The following is a 21,972-nucleotide window of genomic DNA, read 5'->3' as shown; positions in this document are numbered from 1 at the left end:
AAATGCGCGTAGCCCTTTACCAATGTCCGCCGCTGCCTCTGGACGTCGCCGGCAACCTGCAACGCTTGCAGCAGCTTGCGCTGGAAGCCAAAGGTGCGGACCTGCTGGTGCTGCCGGAGATGTTCCTGACCGGCTACAACATCGGTGTCGATGCCGTCAGCGTGCTCGCGGAGGTTTACAACGGTGAGTCGGCGCAGCAGATCGCGCGCATTGCCAAGGCTGCCGGGATCGCCATCTTGTATGGCTACCCGGAGCGCACCGCCGACGGGCAGATCTACAACGCCGTGCAGTTGATCGACGCAAATGGCGAGCGCCTGTGCAACTACCGCAAGACGCACTTGTTCGGCGATCTCGATCACTCGATGTTCAGCGCAGGTTCCGACGAGTTTCCTATCATTGAGCTCAATGGCTGGAAGCTCGGTTTCCTGATCTGCTACGACTTGGAATTTCCGGAAAACGCCCGACGCCTGGCCTTGGCCGGTGCCGAGCTGATCCTGGTGCCGACCGCGAACATGATTCCGTTCGATTTCGTCGCCGATGTCACCGTGCGCTCCCGCGCCTTCGAAAACCAATGCTATGTGGCTTACGCCAACTACTGCGGCCATGAAGGCGACATCCATTACTGCGGCCAAAGCAGCATCGCCGCGCCGGACGGCAGCCGTATCGCTCAGGCCGGGCTGGATGAAGCACTGATTGTCGGTGAGCTGGATCGGCAGTTGATGCTCGACTCCCGTGCCGCCAATCGCTACCTGATCGATCGTCGTCCCGAGCTTTACGGCGACCTGAACGCCCCCTAATCCGCTAGCATTGGCACTTCACTGTTCTGGAAGTGCCCATGCCCGCGCTGAATCCCCTTCGCCCCCACACTGAAACCCTGGCCAACGGCCTGCGGGTGACCCTGCGTCATGCCCCGACTCTGAAACGCGGCGCAGCAGCGTTGCGGGTCGCTGCGGGCAGCCATGATGTGCCGCTGGCGTGGCCCGGCCTTGCGCATTTTCTTGAGCATTTGCTGTTTCTGGGGACTGAGCGTTTTCCTGCTGGGCAAGGGTTGATGGCCTACGTCCAGAGTCATGGCGGGCAAGTGAATGCGCGAACCAGCGAACGCACCACGGACTACTTTTTCGAACTGCCGCCCCAGGCATTTGCCGGTGGGCTGGAGCGTCTGTCAGACATGCTCGCTCATCCGCGTATGAATCCGGACGACCAGCAGCGGGAACGCGAAGTGTTGCAGGCGGAATTTGTCGCCTGGTCGCAGGATGCCGCAGCGCAGCAACAGTTTTCTTTGTTCAGCAGGCTTGGCGAGGCTCACCCATTGCGGGGTTTTCATGCCGGCAATCGTGACAGTCTGCCGCTGCAACAACCCGAGTTTCAGCAGGCGCTGCAGGACTTTTATCAGCGGTTTTACCAGACCGGACAAATGACCTTGAGCCTGGTCGGGCCGCAGAGCCTCGATGAATTGAAGACGATGGCCGAAGCCTTCGGCAGCGTCATTGCCAAAGGCGAAACAGTCACTCAACAGGCCCCGACGCCACTGATGGATGCCTCGGCCAACAGTTATCAACAAGCTGGCGAGCGGCGCCTGGATCTGCTGTTTGCCCTTGAAGCACTGCCCGAATTTTCTGCCGAAGCGCTGGCGTTCCTGTGCCACTGGCTGAACATGGCAAAACCCGGCAGCTTGTTGGCGGACCTGCGCGAACGCGGGCTGGCCGATCACCTGAAGGCCCAGCCGCTGTACCAGTTCGCCGGTCAAGCCTTGCTGCATATCGAATTCACCCTGCCTGCCGCGTCCCCGGCAACAGGCATCCGCGAACGCCTGATGGACTGGCTTGGTTTCTTTGCCGAACAAGACTGGCGCCCATTGCGCGAAGAGTACGCCACCCTGCTCCAGCGCCAGCAGCAAGTCAGCAGCGCCTTGCAACTGGCCCGACTGGACAGCGAACAACGCGAAGTCGGGCTATCCGAACCGGGTGTTACAGCTCTCAAACAGATCCTCAAACAAATCGGCGCTGTGGATAACTTCAACGGCCCTTGGCAATTGCCGACACCCAACCCGTTCTTGCGCTCCGAAGCACCGGCACCCAATGCCGGATTGATTCGTGGCCAGACCAGTGCCCACCGCGGCCTGCGCACGTTCGCCCAGGACCGCTCGCGCAGCCGCCGTGAACGTTCACCGATGCAATTCAGCCAGGCATTCCCGGATAACGCTGTTGAAGGTGCGATTTATCTGCGTTGGCGTCTGGGCTCGGCTCCCGGCAGCCACCTTCAATCACAACTGGAAAACAGCCTGCAACCGTTGCGCGAAGACGCGCGTCAGGCCGGTGTGGATTTTGCCTTCAGTGCCTCGGGCAACGAATGGCTACTGAAGTTGAGCGGGCTACAAGAGCCGATGCCCATCGTCCTGGAGCATGCGCTGAAAGAACTGACACAACCTGATGCCGTGGTCTCACAAGCTGAACCGACGTGCGTGGCGCCAATACCGATTCGGCAACTGCTCAAGGCATTGCCCGATTACTGCCTTGAGCACACTGCGAACTCGGATGACTTGCAGCAACTCTGGTCGAGTGCGCGCTGGGATGGGCTGGCCATCGGGTTATCGGCTCAGACTCAAGCGGCCATGGGTCTGGCGTTGAGCCGCGTACCCGGCACGCCGGACAATCAGCTGACGCCACCCGCTTCGATCCATTCACAACGTCTGTGGAGCCATGTCGATACCACCTCCAGCGAACACGCGCTGCTGCTGTTCTGTCCGACAGCCACCCAGGCGATAGCCGACGAAGCCGCGTGGCGTTTGCTCGCTCACCTCTCCCAGACGCCGTTCTATCAGCGCCTGCGGGTGGAGTTGCAATTGGGTTATGCGGTGTTCATCGCCCTGCGGCAGATCCACGGGCAGACCGGGCTGCTGTTCGGTGTGCAATCGCCAAGCGTTATGCCAATGGAGTTGCTGCAACACATCGAGCAATTCCTGAATCAATTGCCGGACCTGATCCAGACGCTCGACGACGGCACCTTCAATGCTCAACGCCAGGCTCTGGGGGATCAGTTTTCCAGCGCTGCGCTCACTACCGCTCAAGCGGCCGAATTGCTCTGGCAGGGCAAGCTGGCCGGCCGCTCGTCGGAATATCTGACGCAATTGCCCCAGTCCATTGTGCAAATCGACCGGGCTGCTCTACTGGCTATGGCCCGACGTCTGAATCAGGCCGAGGGCGGCTGGCGCTGCCTTGCCAGTGCAGCCAGCCCGGGTGAGCCATGGCAAGCGGCAAAATGATCATTACCGGGGCTGCAAGGAGCTTTCTCAAAGTTTCACGGGCAATTTCTTTGATTTTTTGAGTAACATAGCAACCTAACTATCTGGAACATCTCTGACTTGAGGTGGACTATATCTATAGATAGCGCTATCCCACCCTACCTGAAGGAGTTCGACTTATGGCCTGGACCAAACCTGCTTACACCGACCTGCGTATCGGCTTTGAAGTCACCATGTACTTCGCCAGCCGCTAATCTCTGCTTTGGCAGATGTGCAGCACAACGCCTCGGTTATCCGAGGCGTTTTATTTTCAGCGTTGAAATGATGGAGCGCCCATGTTTGTCCAGATTCTAGGTTCCGCTGCCGGCGGCGGTTTTCCCCAGTGGAACTGCAACTGCGTGAACTGTGCAGGCTTTCGTGACGGCAGCCTGCGGGCCAGCGCGCGGACGCAATCGTCCATCGCGATTTCCGATGACGGCGTGAACTGGGTGCTGTGCAACACCTCCCCGGACATCCGCGCCCAACTCCAGAGCTTCGCCCCGATGCAGCCGGGCCGTGCCCTGCGCGATACCGGGATCGGCGCGATCATCCTGATGGACAGCCAGATCGACCACACCACCGGCCTGCTCATGCTACGTGAAGGGTGCCCGCATCAGGTCTGGTGCACCGACATGGTCCACGAAGACCTGAGCAGCGGTTTTCCACTGTTCACCATGCTGACTCACTGGAACGGCGGGCTGAACTGGAACCGCATCGAACTCGATCAAAGCTTCACCATCCCCGCCTGCCCGAACCTGCGCTTCACCCCACTGCCTTTGCGCAGCGCCGCGCCGCCATACTCGCCACACCGCTTCGACCCCCATCCGGGTGACAACATCGGTCTGATCGTCGAAGACCGGGGCACCGGCGGCAAGCTGTTCTATGCGCCGGGACTGGGCAAGGTGGATGCGCCGCTGCTGGAGATCATGGCCGGCAGCGATTGCCTGTTGGTCGACGGTACCTTGTGGGATGACGATGAAATGCAGCGTCGTGGCGTCGGCACCCGCACCGGCCGGGAGATGGGCCATCTGGCGCAAAACGGCCCCGGCGGCATGCTCGAAGTGCTTGAGCAACTGCCCGAACAGCGCAAGGTGCTTATCCACATCAACAACACCAACCCGATTCTCGATGAGGATTCACCGGAGCGGGCGGAACTGGATAGGCGCCAGGTTGAAGTGGCGTATGACGGCATGAGTATTGTGCTGTAGCGGATACCCCCTTCGCGAGCAGGCTCGCTCCCACAGTTGACCGCGTAACTCTGTGGGAGCGAGCCTGCTCGCGAAGGCGCCCGCCCAGACACCGAAGATTCCAACGGTTGTGCACCGGAGAACCGCGATGACCAACACCCCGATGTCCCCCGCCGAATTCGAAGCGGCCCTGCGCGCCAAAGGCGCCTATTACCACATCCATCACCCCTACCACGTGGCGATGTACGAAGGCCGGGCGAGCCGTGAGCAGATCCAGGGCTGGGTCGCCAACCGTTTCTACTATCAGGTGAACATTCCCCTGAAGGACGCGGCCATTCTGGCTAATTGCCCGGAGCGCGAGATTCGCCGCGAGTGGATTCAGCGCCTGCTTGACCACGACGGTGCGCCCGGTGAAGACGGCGGCATCGAAGCCTGGCTGCGCCTGGGCCAGGCCGTGGGTCTCGACCCGGATCAGTTGCGTTCCCAGGAGCTGGTGCTCCCCGGCGTGCGCTTCGCCGTGGACGCCTACGTCAACTTCGCCCGTCGCGCCCGTTGGCAGGAAGCCGCCAGCAGCTCGCTGACCGAACTGTTCGCCCCGCAGATTCACCAGTCGCGCCTGGACAGCTGGCCACAGCATTACCCGTGGATCGATCCGACCGGCTACGAATATTTCCGCACGCGCCTTGGCCAGGCACGGCGTGATGTCGAGCACGGTCTGGCGATCACCTTGCAGCACTACACAACTCGGGAGGGCCAGGAGCGCATGCTGGAAATTCTCCAGTTCAAACTGGACATTCTTTGGAGCATGCTCGATGCCATGAGCATGGCCTACGAACTGAAACGCCCGCCGTATCACAGCGTGACCGGGGAGCGGGTCTGGCACAAAGGAATCACCTTATGAGTTTCGATCGCAGCAAGACCCCGACCTGGCGCCCCGGCTACCGCTTCCAGTACGAACCGGCGCAAAAAGGCCATGTGCTGCTGTACCCGGAAGGCATGATAAAGCTCAACGAAAGTGCCGCGCTGATCGGTGGTTTGATTGACGGAGAACGGGATGTCGCGGCGATCATCGCCGAACTCGAGCAACAGTTCCCCGGCGTGCCCGAGCTTGGTGACGACATCGAGCAATTCATGGAGGTTGCCCGTGCGCAGCACTGGATCGAACTTGCCTGATTCATCGGTGCAAGTGCCGCCCAAACCTGAAGTCGGCCTGCCGCTGTGGCTGCTGGCCGAGCTGACCTACCGCTGCCCGCTGCAATGCCCCTACTGTTCCAATCCGCTGGATTTCGCCGAGCAAGGCCAGGAACTGAGCACCGAACAGTGGATCAAGGTGTTCCGCGAAGCACGGGAAATGGGCGCGGCGCAACTGGGCTTTTCCGGTGGCGAACCGCTGGTGCGCCAGGACCTCGCCGAACTGATTGCCGAAGCCCGCAAACTGGGCTTCTACACCAACCTGATCACCTCCGGCATCGGCCTGACCGAGCAGAAAATCAGCGATTTCAAGAAGGCCGGCCTCGATCACATCCAGATCAGTTTCCAGGCCAGCGACGAGCAGGTGAACAATCTGCTGGCCGGTTCGAAAAAAGCCTTTGCGCAGAAGCTGGAAATGGCTCGGGCGGTGAAGGCCCACGGCTATCCGATGGTGCTGAACTTCGTCACCCATCGGCACAACATCGACCAGATCGACCGCATCATCGAGCTGTGCATCGCCCTTGAGGCGGACTTTGTCGAGCTCGCCACTTGCCAGTTCTACGGCTGGGCGCAGCTCAATCGCGTCGGGCTGTTGCCGACCAAGGAACAACTGGTGCGCGCCGAACGCATCACCAATGAATACCGCGCCAAACTGGAAGCCGAAGGGCACCCGTGCAAGCTGATTTTCGTCACCCCGGACTATTACGAAGAACGTCCGAAAGCCTGCATGAATGGCTGGGGCAGTATTTTTCTGACGGTCACGCCAGACGGAACCGCCCTGCCCTGTCACGGTGCCCGACAGATGCCGGTACAGTTTCCCAACGTGCGCGACCACAGCATGCAACACATCTGGTACGACTCGTTCGGCTTCAACCGCTTTCGCGGTTATGACTGGATGCCCGAACCGTGCCGCTCCTGTGACGAGAAAGAAAAAGACTTCGGCGGCTGCCGCTGCCAGGCGTTCATGCTCACGGGTGACGCCAGCAACGCCGACCCGGTGTGCAGCAAGTCGCCACAACACGGCGTGATCCTCAAGGCTCGCGAAGAAGCCGAACACACGACCCAGACCATTGACCAACTGGCCTTTCGCAATGAACGAAACTCACGCCTCATCGCCAAGAGCTGAACCTCTCAGCGCTGCCAAAGCCGTCGCGGCCGGTATCGACTTTGCCGAGCTGCAGGTTGGTCGACAGGGCCTGTTCTGGAACGAGTACCGCCCCGAAGACGCGGCGTGCCGGATCTGGCATTGGCATGACGGCGCAGCGAAATGCCTGACGCCACCGGGCTTCAGCGTGCGCAGTCGTGTGTACGAATATGGCGGTGGAGCGTTTTGTCTGACAGACGACGGTGTCGTTTTTGTCAACGAGGCCGACCAGCAGTTGTATCGGCAAACACTGCAAGGTGAAGCGCCCGAAAGGCTGACGTCTGGCGTGTGCCGTTACGGCGATCTGCAGTTTGCGCAAGGGCAGGTGCTGGCGGTCGAGGAGCATCGCGATCAACACCGGCTGGTGGCAATCGATCTGTACGATGGCGTACGTCATCTGCTGGCCGAGGGTGCTGATTTCTACGCCGCGCCGACGCTGAGCCCGGATGCCCGGCGCCTGGCCTGGATCGAATGGAGTCACCCGGATCAGCCGTGGACTGCAACCCGTTTGATGGTTGCCGAGCGCCATGCCAATGGCGGGTTTGCCGAGGCTCGTTGTGTGGCGGGTGACGGCGCTCAAGAGTCTGTGCAACAACCACGGTTTGATGCCGGTGGTCGCTTGTATTGCCTGACGGATCGCGCCGGTTACTGGCAGCCATGGAGGGAGTCCGGTAAAGACCTGAGCCCCTTGCCAAGTGCCACCGCCGACCATGGTCCCGCGCCCTGGCAACTCGGCGGCTGCACCTGGCTGCCGCTGAACGAAGAAAGTTATCTGGCCAGTTGGACCGAAGGCGGGTTTGGTCGATTGGGCATAGGCGGCGACTCCAGCGCCGACTTCACCGGCGACTACAGCCGCTTCCGCCATCTCGCCATGGATGAGCAGTTCATCTATTGCATCGCGGCGTCCCCCGTCAGTTCAACCGCCGTCATCGCCATCGACCGCCAGAACCGGCAAGTGAATGTATTGGCCGGCGGCATCGCACCACTTCCTCCCGAACAGATCAGCCGCCCGCAAACCTTGCGCTACCCAAGTGGCTCAGGTGAGGCGCACGGCTTCTTCTACCCGGCGATGACCGGCGATGTAAAACCGCCATTGGTGGTGTTCATCCATGGCGGACCGACGTCGGCGTGCTACCCGATGCTTGATCCGCGTATCCAGTTCTGGGCCCAGCGGGGCTTCGCCGTAGCCGACCTCAACTATCGCGGCAGCAGCGGTTATGGCCGGGCCTATCGCCAGGCACTGCACCTGAGTTGGGGCGATGTCGATGTGCAAGACGCCTGCGCCGTGGTCGGTTACCTCAACGAACGCGGCCTGATCGACGCCGACAAGACCTTCATCCGCGGCGGCAGCGCCGGCGGCTACACCACCCTTTGCGCCTTGGCCTTTCACAACGTGTTCCGCGCTGGCACCAGTCTGTATGGGGTCAGCGACCCGGTGGCGCTGGGGCGTGCGACCCATAAATTCGAAAGCGACTATCTGGACTGGCTGATCGGCGATCCGCAGCTGGATGCCGAACGCTATGCGGCCCGCACGCCGCTGCTGCATGCGAGCAACATCCGCGTGCCGATGATCTTCTTTCAGGGAGAGCTGGATGCCGTGGTCGTCCCGCAACAGACCCGCGACATGGTCACGGCGCTGCAGGACAACGGCATCCTGGTCGAAGCGCATTATTACGCCGACGAACGCCACGGCTTTCGCAAGGCCGGTAACCAGGCCCATGCGCTGGAGCAGGAGTGGTTGTTTTACAAGCGGGTGATGGAATTGGCGCACTGACATTGGCGCCACAGACATGAATTGTGGCGCGCCCTTCGCGAGCAGGCTCGCTCCCACAGAGTCTAGGGTTTACGCAAAACCCTGTGGGAGCGAGCCTGCTCGCGAAAGCGATCTACCTGGCGCCGCAAAAACTCAGCGCTTGGCGATGATGTAAACCGCATGCACGATCCCTGGAATATAACCGCACAACGTCAGCAGAATATTCAGCCAGAACGCTCCGCCGAATCCTACTTGCAGAAACACACCGAGCGGCGGCAACAGGATGGCGATGATGATGCGAATAAAGTCCATGGGGCAGCTCCTGATTGGGGTGGGCTTGTTCGAACCCTACAGCCAATCGACCTGTGCCGTTTGTCAGGGTTCAGTCCTTCTGCTCCCGAACTACTTCCCTTCATTGAAATTGGCAAATAAAAAAACGCCCCACGCGAAAAGAATCAGGCGTGAGGCGTGCGTTTTACCGCGAGACGGTTCTGGAAGTTGTGCAAGGCGCGTTGGATCAGACGGCAATCCCTTTGCGGCACTGCAATTGCGCGGTGCGTACTCGGGAGAAGGCGCGCGCCAGGCGCAGGAGCATTTCATCGATGTTGGCGTTGCTGACATTCAACGCCGGGGTAAAACGCAGGCAGTCGGGTTGCGGGGCATTGAGCAGCAAGCCTTCGTACAGCGCGGCCTTGACTACCGCGTCAGCGCAATCGTCCGACAGCGTCAGCCCCCAAAGCAGCCCCTGTCCGCGCAACTCGCCGTGATCGTAACGATGGGCCAAACGCCCCAAGCCTTCACGCAGGTGTTGACCGGTTTCCGAGACGTGCTTGAGGAAAGCCTTGTCCTGCACCGTAGCGAGTACCGAAAGCCCCGCGGCGGTCATCAACGCATTGCCGTGATGAGTACCCGTCACTTCGCCAATGTCGAAACAGCAAGCCTTGCCCCGCGCCAGCAGCGCAGCCAAGGGCACACCGCCGCCCAACCCTTTGCCGAGCACAACGATATCCGCCGTTACGCCGCAGGACTGTTCCGCGAGCAAGGTGCCACAACGGCCGATGCCGGTTTGCACTTCGTCGAATATCAGCAAAATTCCGAGTTCACGGCACAGGCGTTCAGCACCCTTGAGGTAATGTGCGGTGGCCGGAATCACGCCGGCTTCGCTCTGGATCGGCTCGAGCATGATCGCTACGGTCCGTTCATCCACGGCCGCATGCAAGGCCGGAAGGTCGTTGAACGGGACATGGCTGAAGCCCGGCAGTTGCGGCTCGAATCGGTTGATCAATGTCGAACTGTCCGACGCCGAAATCGTCGCCAGGCTCCGGCCGTGGCAACCGTTGTTGGCCACAATGATTCGCGATGCGCCGCCGCGATGCTGCTGGCCCCATTTGCGCGCCAGTTTGATCGCCGCCTCACAGGCTTCGCTGCCGGTATTGAGCAGGTAAGCTTGATCACTGCCGGTGCTGGCACACAGATGCTCGGCGAGGCTGAGCATGCCGCGGTTATGCAGGCCGAACCCCGGATTGATCAGCGATTGAGACTGGGCAGTGATTGCGTTGACCAGTACCGAAGGGCTGTGGCCAAGGCTGTTGGCCCCACCGCCCTGGGAAAAATCCAGATATGCACGGTCATCGCTGTCCCACAACCATGAGCCCTGGCCACGCACAAATACCTGTTTCGGCCGCTCGACACTGGGCATCAAGTACTCGCTGGAAAGGTTATCGCCTTGGGATGGCAGGGAGGCGTCCATGACCAGATCATCAAGACTGGGAGGACTGCGACGCAGACTGAACAGATTCATCTGAAAAAACCTCTTTTGAGGTTTTTTGCCTTACCTATGTAAACACCATCGAAACAAACGGTATTCATCGCGCTCTATGGCCCTGTAAGCCCTGTGAATGCGGTTAGACTAGGCTCAGACGGGGTGTTCAGCCATTTCGATTTCTCAGCATTTTCAATAAGTAATACTTATGGATTTCAAGCAACTGCGTTATTTCGTCGCGGTCTATGAAGAAGGCCACGTGGGCCGGGCCGCCGAGCGCCTGTCCATTTCCCAGCCGGCACTGTCCCAGCAAATCCGCCACTTGGAACAAAACCTCGATGTGAGCCTGTTCGAGCGCAGTAGCAAACGCCTGTTGCCGACGCTCGCGGCCCACACACTGTACAACCACGCCCTGCCATTGCTCGATGGCCTGCAACGGGCACGGGAAGCGCTTGGCAACTTCAAGGGTCAGGCGCTGCGCACCCTGGCCATCGGTGTATTGCAGACCGTGCACACCAGCCTCGTTCCGCAGATGCTCGAGCGAGTGCGCAAGGCGCAGCCGCATCTGGTGGTGCAGATCTATGAACTGACCGGCCTGGAAATCGAGCGGCGACTACTCAACGGCTCTCTGGACATCGGCATCAGCTACCTGCCACCCCGCCAGCCTGGTTTGCATGGCGTGATGCTGTACGAAGATGAACTGACCCTGGTCATCCCGGCAGAGCATCCGCTGCGTGAATTCAAAAAAGTGTCCATGAGTCAGGCTGCCGAGCTGCCGATGTTGCTGCTGGGCGAGGAATTTCAAATAAGGCAGATCTGGCAGGCACAACTGACAAGCCTCGGACGTCGCCCACAGGTGCAAGCCGAACTGAACAACATGGCCGGCATCCTCGACAGCCTGCCGCACACGCGCCTGGCGACGGTACTGCCCGGGCGCTCGCAAAAGACCCATGGCAACCACGAACTGCTGTGGAAACCCCTGAGCGAACCGCGAGTGCCGCTGAAAGTCGGCTTGGTGTGTCGGGATGTGCAACGGCAACAGACTTCTCTGGCATTGCTGCGGACATTGCTGGAAGAGGTGATAAATGGCCCGGATGTGCGCATGAACAGCGCGCAGGCCCTGGATGGGCTGAGCTAGAAACTTTTCTTTGGGCAAAAGAAAACCCCGCCGAAGCGGGGCTTTGCAGACTGTTTCCCTGACATCCATTTCATTCCGCCGTCCTGGCAGAATCCTACGTGTCCGTGTTGTTGCTTTGCGCTTCCTGCGCTACGTCCATGTGAAATAGATTAGCTCTGGATCCAATTTGCATCTATGGGAGAACAGCAGCACGTTATGTAAGAGAATGCTTACAAAATGCTACTGCCTCAGAATTGTCCTGGATCCAGCAGAAACAACGATTCGCTACCGGCCTTCACCGACGCGCTCAACGAGTGAATGCGCGGCAACAGGCGGGCGAAATAGAACCGCGCCGTGCCCAGCTTGCTGGCGTAGAAATCGTCTTGCGCTTCCTTGCCGAGAGCCGCCTTGGCCATCAGGGCCCACATGTAGGCGTAGGCCACGTAGCCGAACACCTGCAGATACTCGACCGACGCCGCGCCGATTTCGTTCGGATTGGTTTTGACCCGATCCAGCAACCACGTAGTCAGTTCATCGAGGGTGGTCACGGCGTCGTTCAGCGGCTTGGTGAACTCGGCGAGATCCGTACTGGCGGTTGCCGTGAAGTGACGAATCTCGTCGGCGAACAGGTTGTAGAACGCCCCGCCGCTGCCGACAATCTTGCGCCCGACCAGGTCCAGTGCCTGGATGCCGTTGGTGCCTTCATAGATCTGGGTAATGCGCACGTCGCGCACCAGTTGCTCCTGGCCCCATTCACGGATGTAACCGTGGCCGCCAAAGATCTGTTGGCCGTGTACGGTGGTTTCCAGGCCGAGGTCGGTCAGGAACGCCTTGGCCACCGGGGTCAGCAATGCCACCAGATCTTCCGCGCGCTTGCGGGTGGCGGCATCTTCGCTGAACTTGGCGGTGTCCAGTTGCATCGCCACGTAGGTGGAGAACGCACGGCCACCCTCGTTCGAGGCTTTCATGGTCAGCAGCATGCGACGCACGTCCGGGTGGACGATGATCGGGTCAGCCACTTTGTCCTTGTTCTGTGCGCCGGTTGGCGCACGGCTTTGCAGCCGATCACGTGCGTATTCCACGGCGTTCTGATACGAGCGCTCGCCAGTGGCCAGGCCCTGGATACCCACGCCCAGTCGCTCATAGTTCATCATGGTGAACATCGCCGCCAGGCCCTTGTTCGGCTCGCCGACCAGATAACCCACGGCCTCGTCGAAGTTCATCACGCAGGTGGCGGACGCCTGGATGCCCATCTTGTGTTCGATCGAACCGCAGTTCGCAGGGTTGCGCGCGCCCAGGCTGCCATCGGCATTGACCATGAACTTGGGCACCAGGAACAGCGAAATGCCTTTCGGACCCGCCGGTGCGTCCGGCAGCTTGGCCAGCACCAGGTGGATGATGTTTTCGGTCAGGTCGTGTTCGCCACCGGTGATGAAGATCTTGGTGCCGCTGACTTTGTAGGAACCGTCGGCCTGAGGCTCGGCCTTGGTGCGGATGATCCCCAGGTCGGTACCGGCGTGTGGTTCGGTCAGGCACATGGAACCAGCCCAGATGCCGGCATACATGTTCGGCAGGTACGCGGCTTTGAGCTCTTCGCTGGCGTGGGCGTTGATCGACAGGCACGCGCCGGCGGTCAGCATCGGATACAGACCGAACGCCAGGCTGGCGGAGTTGACCATTTCTTCGACCTGGGCCGAAACGGCCTTGGGCATGCCCATGCCGCCGTAGGATGGATCGCCACCGACACCGACCCAGCCGCCTTCTGCGTAGGTCTGATAGGCCTGCGGGAAACCTGCCGGCGTGGTGACGGCACCGTCCACCCAATGGCAACCTTCTTCGTCAGCGGCACGGCTCAACGGTGCGATGCTTTTGCTGGTGACTTTGCCGGCTTCTTCCAGGATGGCCTCGACCGTTTCTGCATCGACGGTCTCGGCCAGTGCAGGCAGCTCGGCCCATAGTTTGGCGACCTCGAAAACTTCATTGAGGACGAAGCGCATATCGCGCAGGGGCGCTTTGTAGTCAGCCATGGCAAACCTCGCAAGATCTATACAGGTGATTCACAGGAAGAGTGTTTTCGTTGGGTCGGAGTGTACCTCAACAACTTTTGTGACACATAGGGTCATCTCATGACTATTTTGTTATTTTTAGTCACCAACAAAAAAGCCCGCGCAAGGCGAGCTTCTTTGTAACGGATTTACATGACTAAAGCGCAAACATCTCCGCTGGCAGTTGCATCAGGCAATCGCTACCCGCTTCGATGGCTGCCCGATGTGCGGCAGTGCGTGGCAACAGACGCTTGAAGTAAAACTCGCTGGTCGCCAATTTGCCCCGGCAGAAGTCGCCATCGCCGCTACCAGCATCGAGCTGCGCCTGAGCCACCAGCGCCATGCGCAACCACAGGTAGCCGAGGATGATGTAACCGCTGTACATCAGGTAATCCACCGACGCGGCACCGACTTCGTCAGGGTTTTTCATCGCCGCCATGCCGACTCTGGTCGTCAACTCACCCCACTGCCGGTTCAGTTGATCGAGCTGCGCCACATACCCGGCCAGTTGTGGATGCCCGACATTATCAACACAGAACTTGTGGACGATTTTGGTGAACCCGCGCAGCAGCTTGCCCTGGCTGCCGAGTACCTTGCGCCCCAGCAAGTCCAGCGCCTGTATACCGTTGGTACCTTCATAGATCGGCGCGATACGGCAGTCGCGTACCAACTGCTCCATACCCCATTCGCGAATGAACCCGTGGCCGCCGAACACCTGCATGCCGTGGTTGGTCACCTCCAGCCCGGTGTCGGTCATGAAGGCTTTGCAGATCGGTGTGAGGAGTGCCAGCAGGTCTTCGGCATCCTGACGCGCCGTTTCATCCGGGCTCAGGTGTGCAATGTCGAGCAACTGCGCGGTGAAGTAGGTCAGCGCGCGATTGCCCTCGTTGAAGGCTTTCATCGTCAGCAACATCCGCCGCACATCAGGGTGCACGATAATCGGGTCGGCGGCCTTTTCCGGCGCTTTCGGGCCGGTCAGCGAGCGCATCTGCAATCGCTCGTTGGCGTACTTGATCGCACCCTGGAAGCTCGCCTCGCCCAGACACAACCCCTGCATGCCGGTGCCCAGCCGCGCGTGGTTCATCATGGTGAACATGCAGTTCAGGCCCTTGTTCGCTTCACCGATCAGGAAACCCTTGGCCCCATCAAAATTCAGTACGCAGGTGGCCGAGGCCTTGATGCCCATTTTGTGCTCGATCGAGCCGCAAGACACGCCATTGCGCTCGCCTGCTTCACCCAAGGCATCGGGCAGGAACTTGGGTACGATGAACAGCGAAATGCCCTTGGTCCCGGCCGGTGCATCCGGCAACTTGGCCAATACCAGGTGAATGATGTTATCGCTCATATCGTGCTCACCGGCGGAGATGAAAATCTTGCTGCCGGAGATCGCGTAACTGCCATCGGCCTGAGGTACGGCGCGGGTCTTGATGATGCCAAGGTCGGTGCCGCAATGGGCTTCGGTCAGGCACATGGTGCCAGTCCATTGGCCAGCGGTGAGCTTCTTCAAATAGGTCTGTTTCTGCTCCTCGGTGCCATGGGCGTGGACCGCCGACATCGCACCGTGGGTCAGGCCGGGGTACATGCCCCATGAGGTGTTGCTGGAAGCCACCATTTCGCTGATGACCAGCCCCAGAGAGCTGGGCAAACCCTGGCCGCCGTACGCTGGATCGGCCGCCAGGCCATGCCAGCCACCTTCCACATACTGTGCGAAAGCCTGCTTGAAGCCTGCAGGCGTTGTCACCACGCCATTATCGAAATGGCAGCCTTCTTCATCGCCACTGCGGTTGAGCGGCGACAGCACGTTTTCGCAGAACTTCGCGCCTTCTTCGAGGATCGCATTGACCATGTCCGGGCTGGCATCGGTGGCCCCCAGTGCAGCGTAGTTACTGTGAAAGTCGAAGACGTGGTCGATCAGAAAGCGCATGTCGCGCAAGGGAGCTTTGTACTCGGGCATGGTCATTCTCCGTCAGCAGATTTCTTCAACCTACTGCCGCCGACCACGCCTCACAATCACCGTCCAGACGCTGAATGCGTCATCATCACTCAACCGTAGCCGCCTCCATGCGCACCGCGCCGCGGCGGTTCTGCCCGAACGCCATCACGCAGTTGCGCCCGGCGCCCTTGGCACTGTAGAGCGCCTGGTCAGCGGACTTGAGCACCTCTTCCGGGGTGCGTTGATCGATCCGTTCGGCAACGCCGATACTGACCGTCACCGATACGCTCGACGCAGCGGAACCGGCACGCCGCTGGCGCCCCTGATTATCGTCCTGCGGGCGACTTTCCTGATTACGCAGCTGAATGTTGTAAGTGGCGATGGACTCGCGGATGACTTCCAGGTGCGGCATGCACTCTTCGAGGGTCTTGCCTGCAAACACCAGGGCAAATTCCTCGCCGCCATAGCGATACGCCTTACCGCCACCGCCGATTTTCGCCAGCTTGCTGGCCACCAGCCGCAGCACCTGATCGCCGACATCGTGGCCGTGGGTGTCGTTGAATTTCTTGAAGTGGTCGACGTCGCTCATCGCCAACACGTAGTTGCGCCCCAACCGTTGCATGCGTTCATTCAGCGCTCGACGGCCCGGCAGCCCGGTCAGTTCGTCGCGGAAAGCCATTTGATAGGCTTCATGGGCAACGGCGGCGGCGATCATCAGCATCACCTGGCTGCACATGATGTTCAGCGTGAACGGCAGGATGAAGGTTTTCGGCAACATCCAGAACAACCCGAGCAGCCCCACCCATTGCGCGGCATGCAGCGGTCGCGGGCTACGCCAGTATTGCCAGGCCAGCAGCACAAACGCAGCCATGAACACCGGATAGGACAACTGGATCAGGCTCATCCAGGCACCATGCAAGGCAGGCCAGCGAATCTCCGACAGCCAGATCAGCAGCGCGTGCGGATAGCTTTGCTCAAGTCCCAGCGCCACGCTGCCGACCGCCAGCAATACGGCGAAACGCGCCACCATGTCCTGGAACAGATGGGTGCGCTCCTGCCATGCCGCGAAGATGCCAAACAGCAGCGGCAGCAGCAGGCAACACAAATGAAAGACCACGGCGGCATCGTCGCGCACCTTGCCGTTGTCGCGGTAATAGTCAGTCTGGGTGTCGAGCAGGAAGTAGGCGATGTACACCGTGACCATCAGAAACAGTTCACGCTGACGTCGGTATACCGCGCAATAGGCGCCACCGAGCAACAGCACCAGAGTGGGCAGCACGTTGAACAGCGAGGTGAAAAAGACGTTCAGATCCTTGATGTATGCAGCCGCAAGCCCCGCCAGCAACAGCAACAATGACGGCAGGAAGTGACTGAAACGCACAGCGGAAGAACGCGGCAAGGGTAAAGCTCCGACCGGTCAAATCAATTGATGGCAATATGCCAACCACTGTAACGGCAGAACCCCCGATTTGCTGAGTGAAATACTGTGGTATTTGTAAAAAAGCGTCACTGGCGTCCATCGGTCACCAGTGACGCAAGGGCAAAACCTGTTACAGGTCGTTATTGAACGGTTGCAGCGGTCCTTCCAGCGCAGTACGACCTTCAGCACCGACCGGCTTGAGCTGGAAGTCAGCGTCCTGTGCCTGCCGGCTAGTGATCTTCGGACTGGCCGGTTTTTGCCCGACCGAGTTTTCATCACCCTTTTCGCCCTGGGGCAGTACCAGCGACGGATGGTCAAACGGCGCCCGCTCCCACGCTACCCGAGGGTCGGTCAGGCCGACTTCCATGAATTTGACCAATGCATCCACTTCATCCGGGGTCAGGTTCAACCGGGTCATGTCCGGATCGAGGTTCGAGCCGTTGTGCTGATTGACCGCCGGGTGCTCGAAGCCACTGGTGTTGCTGGCATCCTCGCCACGCCGGTCGCCGCCGCGGTTATAGAATTCCATGACCTGTTGCAGCGTTGCGCGACTGCCGTTGTGGAAATACGGCCCGGTCAGCGCGATGTTGCGCAAGGTCGGCGTCTTGAAGGCACCATCGACCGCATCGCGGAAACCGACATTGGGTTTGAGCGTCGGATCGCAAGGGATGGCCGGGCTCAAGGGCACTTCGAAGGTGCACACATCAACTTCCAGCGGGTCAGGAATCTGGCCGCCCTGAAGTACGGTGTTGTACTGACGAGTGAAGGACAACGGATTGCCCCAGGCATCCGAGCCACCGACTGCCAGGTCTTCCGACGTCGGACGCACACCGGTGTTATAGAAACCGTTGTCATACAGCGTGGTCAGGTTGTCGGCCATGACCATGCGTTCGATCCGTTCCCGAGGATGGAACAGCAAACGGCTGCCGGCGTTGGTCAATTCCGCACCGCCGTGGCAACTGATGCATTTGCCCTTGCCCAGGAACAGGTTCATGCCCTGGACCAGCTGTTCGTTCATGGCCGTATGATCGCCCTGCAAGTAGGCATCCAGCGGTGCCTGATCCGAGATCAGCGTGGACTCATACATCTGAATCGCCAGCCCGAAGAACAGCGGGAAGTTCGCTTCCATCTGGGTGTAGGGTGCGCCGCCCAGCGAGACCTGCTGCGTGGCATTCCACAGGCGCGGCTGGAACGCGTTCTTGATTAGCTCACGGTAGGTCGGCCGGTGGGCGGAGACTGGCCCCAGTACCGAATCGGTAGACGAAATCCGCTGCTGCTTGAGCATCATGGTGTCGAGCATGCGTCGGCCAATATCGGCGAAGGTTCGACCGCCGCAGGACATTTCCACCGGGCTGCCGGGAGGCCCTACCGCTTGCGAGGCGGCGGAAGCATCCTTGAGCGCCAGCCTGACTTTGGTCGCCACACCACTGCCATCGCTGGTCACGAAAATCCCGGCGTCAGGGTCGCGATTGCCGAATGGAGAGAAGCCGTTGAAGACGTTATTGGCCCGGCCATCCCAGAAGTTACGCACGTTGAACGCGGCGTTGATCACCGTTGGCGCGTTGCGTCCGGTGCTGCGGCGAACATTGATGCCACCCACCTGGAAGATGCCGTCCGGCTGCTGGATGCACTTGTCGAACCGCGACTGATGGGGCTTGACGAAGTTGGCGTCGAACACGCCTTGAGAGCCGATCACATCGTCAGTCGAGTAAAGAATCGCCGAGTTGCGATCCAGCGGATCAGCCAGCACATGGGTCGGGAAATCGCCTTTCTTCAACAGGTAGTTCGGACCGCCCTTGCCACCGGACCTGGTGGTGTAGGTCGGCACGTCGCCCGGGATGTCGGAGGCGGTGAACGGTTTGTTGAAGATCGACGAGACGTTCGCATTGGTGTTCGCCTGTCCCGGGTTGATCTGGTTGGTGGTGCGGTGATCGGCGCCAGCGTGAAAGTGGCAGGACGCACAAGCGGTGGAACCATCGCTGCCGATCTCCATGTCCCAGAACAGTGCCTTGCCCAGGAGCACTGCCGCCGAACGATTGAGCACGTAGTCGGTCATCAGGTCGACTTTGCGCCCGCCTTCGGTTCCCGAAGGGTCGGGTGGTGTCAGGCCGCGCAGAGACTGCAGGCTGGGCACATCCGGCACGGCCGGAACGACCTGGACCGGGTCTGCGGCCCAAACGTTCATACCTGGCAGGCCGGTGGCGAAAAGAGCCATCGCCATTGCACGGGCCAGGCAGGTGGTTCGCAACGTGTTCAAATACTCAAACATGACAGCGTTCCCGATTCAGTATGGAGTCATCAACTCCGTGATTGCCCCGTTGCGAGATATACTCATCGTCATGAGTCTTGTTGCCCGTTCGAATAGCCGCATCAACTTTAAATTGCACGGGCAAGCCGAGACCTGACTGGCAAAGCACTCTCACGCCCCAGGACTTTTTTAAAAAATGATATTTCGCACCACCGAGTGGCGCTTGAGGTAACTCTAGCTGCAACAAAACAATTCAACAAAAATTTTCAATATTTTTTTATTCAGACCAATTCAATGACCCTTACTAACAACAGCAACTGCGCACTATTCCTCAGTTCTGGTTAAACCTCCCCCATTATTGGGTTCCACTCCCCAAACAGCCCGTGACAGGCGATCACCGACGACCTATAAACGCCAGCATTTAAAGGGTGCCACGCCACCAGACTGGTTTTTTTCTGAAGCTGGCAGAGTATTTGCTAACCCAAACACCGCGGTGTAAACGGCGCTTTAAAAAACACCTGAAAATCTACATCGCCAGCCAATAAAAACATCCATCAGACATATAAAATCCATTCGTGCGCAAGTTGCACTGCGCCAGCTATTGCCTTTTTATTTATACCTCCCACTCAAGACGACCTCCTCACCACCTGCTTCAATACTCCCTCTTGAACACCTCCGACTTTAGTCGTAATTAAAAGACAACACTTCTCAACCATTACTACTGGGGACACACCTACTAAAACTTTTTACACCACTCCAAACTTGGGCATATATCCCCACCTACTTTGGCGACAATCACAGAATTATAACTTTGTGCATATCACCAACATCAGCGCAGCCCGCATTTTTGCTGGCTGACAAGCGTTTGTGCCAATCAGGCACGACTACTGCTAAGTGCCCCTCAGGCTCAAGGAAATGTCTATTGCGATTGCATCCGGAACCGGCCTGTGCAACGCAGATTGAAAGCATCCGCGGGTGGGTGTCGATGATCTACTACCTCACCTCTCCCTGGATCGAGCCTCCATTCGACGCTCTCACCTCTGCGCTTCTCTTTCGCGGGATTCAGCGCATTAACGGGTCTGCAAGTCGATTGACCGGCAACTGTTCCTGAAACGATTGGAGAGAACCATGACTTCATCTGCAGTACACGAAAAATCGCTCGGCATACCACCGCACCCCGGCAAATTCGGTCGCCATACACTGCTTGCCAGTGTCGTCGCCGTTGCGCTGGCTGTTGCCGGCGGTTATGCATTTGCCCAAGGTGGAACGGCCAAACCTCCCAAGGGTGCACCCTCGCCGTTCACGACTCCCACATTACCCGACCCGGTATTCACCAACCCGAATGCGATACATGGCTTCGACGTTACCGGCTTTATCCAGAACATGACTCTGGACTCCACCAATGCGAATTGCCCCAATACCAGTGACCCGGGCCGCTTTGGGGGTACCGTCCAGTTGAACGGCGTCACGATTATCGTTCCTTGCAACACCGTTATGCAGATGCCGGCCAACACTTTGACCTGGGCTGACTTCGTCAGGGGTGGAACCCTGGCGCTCGGGAAATCACCGGCAGCCTATCCCTCGTTCGAGATCCATGTGGTAGGCAATACCGTCTCCAACAAGCAGATTGCCGGGCTGATCTTTGTCTCCCAGCAATCCGCCAACGTGGGCAGCGGTGTCATCACCCGGATCGACTACACCAATGGCAATCTCGAAGTTGACAGCGGAACCCCGACGCAACCCACGATCATTCAGATCAACGATCCGAATGGCCGTTTTGGCCGCGCCCAAAGCCCCGACCCACGCTTCTCCGTCGATGATGCCAACCCGACCATCCATGCCGCCACCGGCTACCCGATGTGCGTGCCACGTACGATTTCCGGGGACGATACACTCTGCCCGCAAAAAAACCGGCCAAAAGTGGTCACCCCGACCACGACCAACAACTGCCGCAATTTCAGCCAGGCCGGCGTAACGCCTCCAGCCAGTGGAGAACTCTCAGGTCCAGCCGTGGGGCAGGTCTATTGCAGCCAGTACGTCATGAAGAGCTTCAGCGATGCTACACGCACCGCGACGGACCCCGACCCGACACAACAGGCCCCCTTCGAAGTCGGCGACTTCATCAGTTGGTCCGGCACCCTGTTCAAGTCCGCGACAACGGGGGCCCCGGACTTCATTTCTGCGCACACGATCGAGGCTAACGTCGGGATCTACACTCAGCCCGGTTCGCAGCCCAGCTACCTGTCTATCGGGGAATTTGGCATCGGCACGGCTGACCCGGCAGCAACGGCCATCAGCGGAGTAGCCCAGGAGACGCAGGACCGGATTTTCCTTGAAGCCTCCACCACCGACATCAAGACCCCGGTCGACATTTATCTGATAGATGTCAATCCATCGACGGGCGTGCAAACCAATCGCTGGGTCACACCGTACGAGATGACAGGTGAATGCAACCCTGCCCAGACCCTGCCGACCAGTTGCCTGGGGGCCTCGGGTGGTATCACGACCCAGAACACGGGTCCTCAGCCACAACGTGCCAGAATACGTGCAACCAAGGCTCCCACCGGGCTTCTCAGCCAGCCGACACGTACCTTGCGTGTCGTTGCGCGGTCACTTTGCGTTCCACAGCAAAGCTTGTCCCAGACCGCCGTGGACAGTTGCATCCAGAATGCGAGCAGGTTGACCGTCGCCAACGGGCTGATTGCCGGACAGTATGTGGCGCCGGTGTTCGAGTTCATCTTTCCGGAAGGCGTCAAGCCTGGTGATCCGGTGGTGCCGAACGACTTCTGGCACCTGCCGTTCATACGTAACGGAGAAGGCGCGAGCACTCCAACAGGCGTAGGCCCCCTGGACCCGACGCCATGGTGATCAAGGCCTGAACACAGCGCA

Annotated in this window: 16 protein-coding genes; 10 read left to right on the top strand and 6 right to left on the bottom strand. The window is 59.5% G+C overall.

Annotated features, from left to right (window positions below; all coding sequences use genetic code 11):
- Positions 1-2 precede the first annotated feature (2 nt).
- From CAF65_RS12250 to CAF65_RS12215, 8 genes are all read left to right on the top strand, one after another.
- On the top strand, positions 3-797 hold the full coding sequence (locus CAF65_RS12250; RefSeq protein ID WP_085716508.1) for a carbon-nitrogen hydrolase family protein: 795 nt from the start codon (positions 3-5) through the stop codon (positions 795-797).
- Positions 798-835: 38 nt separating this feature from the next.
- Positions 836-3,265 carry a pyrroloquinoline quinone biosynthesis protein PqqF gene (gene pqqF / locus CAF65_RS12245; protein ID WP_085716507.1) on the top strand — a complete coding sequence of 810 codons (2,430 nt, stop codon included), beginning with the start codon at positions 836-838 and terminating at the stop codon, positions 3,263-3,265.
- A 158-nt stretch (positions 3,266-3,423) separates the two neighbouring features.
- On the top strand, positions 3,424-3,498 hold the full coding sequence (gene pqqA / locus CAF65_RS12240; RefSeq protein WP_003444522.1) for a pyrroloquinoline quinone precursor peptide PqqA: 75 nt from the start codon (positions 3,424-3,426) through the stop codon (positions 3,496-3,498).
- An 81-nt stretch (positions 3,499-3,579) separates the two neighbouring features.
- Positions 3,580-4,491 carry a pyrroloquinoline quinone biosynthesis protein PqqB gene (pqqB, locus tag CAF65_RS12235; protein ID WP_085716506.1) on the top strand — a complete coding sequence of 304 codons (912 nt, stop codon included), beginning with the start codon at positions 3,580-3,582 and terminating at the stop codon, positions 4,489-4,491.
- A gap of 127 nt (positions 4,492-4,618) precedes the next feature.
- Positions 4,619-5,371: a pyrroloquinoline-quinone synthase PqqC gene (gene pqqC, locus CAF65_RS12230; protein ID WP_085716505.1), complete on the top strand. Its 753-nt coding sequence runs from the start codon at positions 4,619-4,621 to the stop codon at positions 5,369-5,371.
- Entirely contained in the window at positions 5,368-5,643 is a 276-nt protein-coding gene (pqqD, locus tag CAF65_RS12225; protein WP_007980311.1) for a pyrroloquinoline quinone biosynthesis peptide chaperone PqqD, read from the top strand. Before pqqC ends, pqqD begins: the two co-directional genes overlap by 4 nt.
- Positions 5,615-6,787: a pyrroloquinoline quinone biosynthesis protein PqqE gene (gene pqqE / locus CAF65_RS12220; RefSeq protein ID WP_085716504.1), complete on the top strand. Its 1,173-nt coding sequence runs from the start codon at positions 5,615-5,617 to the stop codon at positions 6,785-6,787. Before pqqD ends, pqqE begins: the two co-directional genes overlap by 29 nt.
- Positions 6,753-8,579 carry a S9 family peptidase gene (locus tag CAF65_RS12215; protein ID WP_085716503.1) on the top strand — a complete coding sequence of 609 codons (1,827 nt, stop codon included), beginning with the start codon at positions 6,753-6,755 and terminating at the stop codon, positions 8,577-8,579. The genes pqqE and CAF65_RS12215 overlap by 35 nt, the downstream gene beginning before the upstream one ends.
- Before the next feature lie 132 nt (positions 8,580-8,711).
- Here CAF65_RS12215 and CAF65_RS12210 read toward each other — a convergent pair whose 3' ends face one another.
- Positions 8,712-8,870, bottom strand: coding sequence for a YqaE/Pmp3 family membrane protein (locus CAF65_RS12210; protein ID WP_003228885.1), 159 nt, complete (start codon positions 8,868-8,870; stop codon positions 8,712-8,714).
- 205 nt (positions 8,871-9,075) lie between these two features.
- Positions 9,076-10,359 carry an aspartate aminotransferase family protein gene (locus tag CAF65_RS12205; RefSeq protein ID WP_085716502.1) on the bottom strand — a complete coding sequence of 428 codons (1,284 nt, stop codon included), beginning with the start codon at positions 10,357-10,359 and terminating at the stop codon, positions 9,076-9,078.
- Between the two features lie 169 nt (positions 10,360-10,528).
- Here CAF65_RS12205 and CAF65_RS12200 point away from each other — a divergent pair, with 169 nt between their 5' ends.
- Positions 10,529-11,458 carry a LysR family transcriptional regulator gene (locus tag CAF65_RS12200; RefSeq protein ID WP_085716501.1) on the top strand — a complete coding sequence of 310 codons (930 nt, stop codon included), beginning with the start codon at positions 10,529-10,531 and terminating at the stop codon, positions 11,456-11,458.
- A gap of 227 nt (positions 11,459-11,685) precedes the next feature.
- On the opposite strand, the gene CAF65_RS12195 is transcribed toward CAF65_RS12200, so the two are convergent.
- From CAF65_RS12195 to CAF65_RS12180, 4 genes are all read right to left on the bottom strand, one after another.
- A complete protein-coding gene (locus tag CAF65_RS12195; protein WP_085716500.1) occupies positions 11,686-13,464 on the bottom strand; it encodes an acyl-CoA dehydrogenase C-terminal domain-containing protein in 1,779 nt (592 codons plus the stop codon).
- Between the two features lie 175 nt (positions 13,465-13,639).
- Complete coding sequence (locus CAF65_RS12190) at positions 13,640-15,436, bottom strand: acyl-CoA dehydrogenase C-terminal domain-containing protein (protein WP_085716499.1); 1,797 nt, start codon at positions 15,434-15,436, stop codon at positions 13,640-13,642.
- Positions 15,437-15,521: 85 nt separating this feature from the next.
- Positions 15,522-16,814, bottom strand: coding sequence for a GGDEF domain-containing protein (locus tag CAF65_RS12185; RefSeq protein ID WP_085716498.1), 1,293 nt, complete (start codon positions 16,812-16,814; stop codon positions 15,522-15,524).
- A 151-nt stretch (positions 16,815-16,965) separates the two neighbouring features.
- Positions 16,966-19,104, bottom strand: coding sequence for a cytochrome-c peroxidase (locus CAF65_RS12180; RefSeq protein WP_178076681.1), 2,139 nt, complete (start codon positions 19,102-19,104; stop codon positions 16,966-16,968).
- 1,107 nt (positions 19,105-20,211) lie between these two features.
- On the opposite strand from CAF65_RS12180, the gene CAF65_RS12175 reads away from it, so the two are divergent.
- Positions 20,212-21,951 (top strand): hypothetical protein, encoded by a 1,740-nt coding sequence (locus CAF65_RS12175; protein WP_085716497.1) that lies wholly within the window; start codon positions 20,212-20,214, stop codon positions 21,949-21,951.
- The last annotated feature ends 21 nt before the right edge of the window (positions 21,952-21,972 follow it).

This window comes from Pseudomonas sp. B28(2017), from assembly GCF_002113025.1.
In the GTDB taxonomy this organism is placed as follows: Bacteria; Pseudomonadota; Gammaproteobacteria; order Pseudomonadales; family Pseudomonadaceae; genus Aquipseudomonas.
Note: the sequence above shows the minus strand (reverse complement) of the source record. Positions and strands in the feature narration are given on the sequence as shown.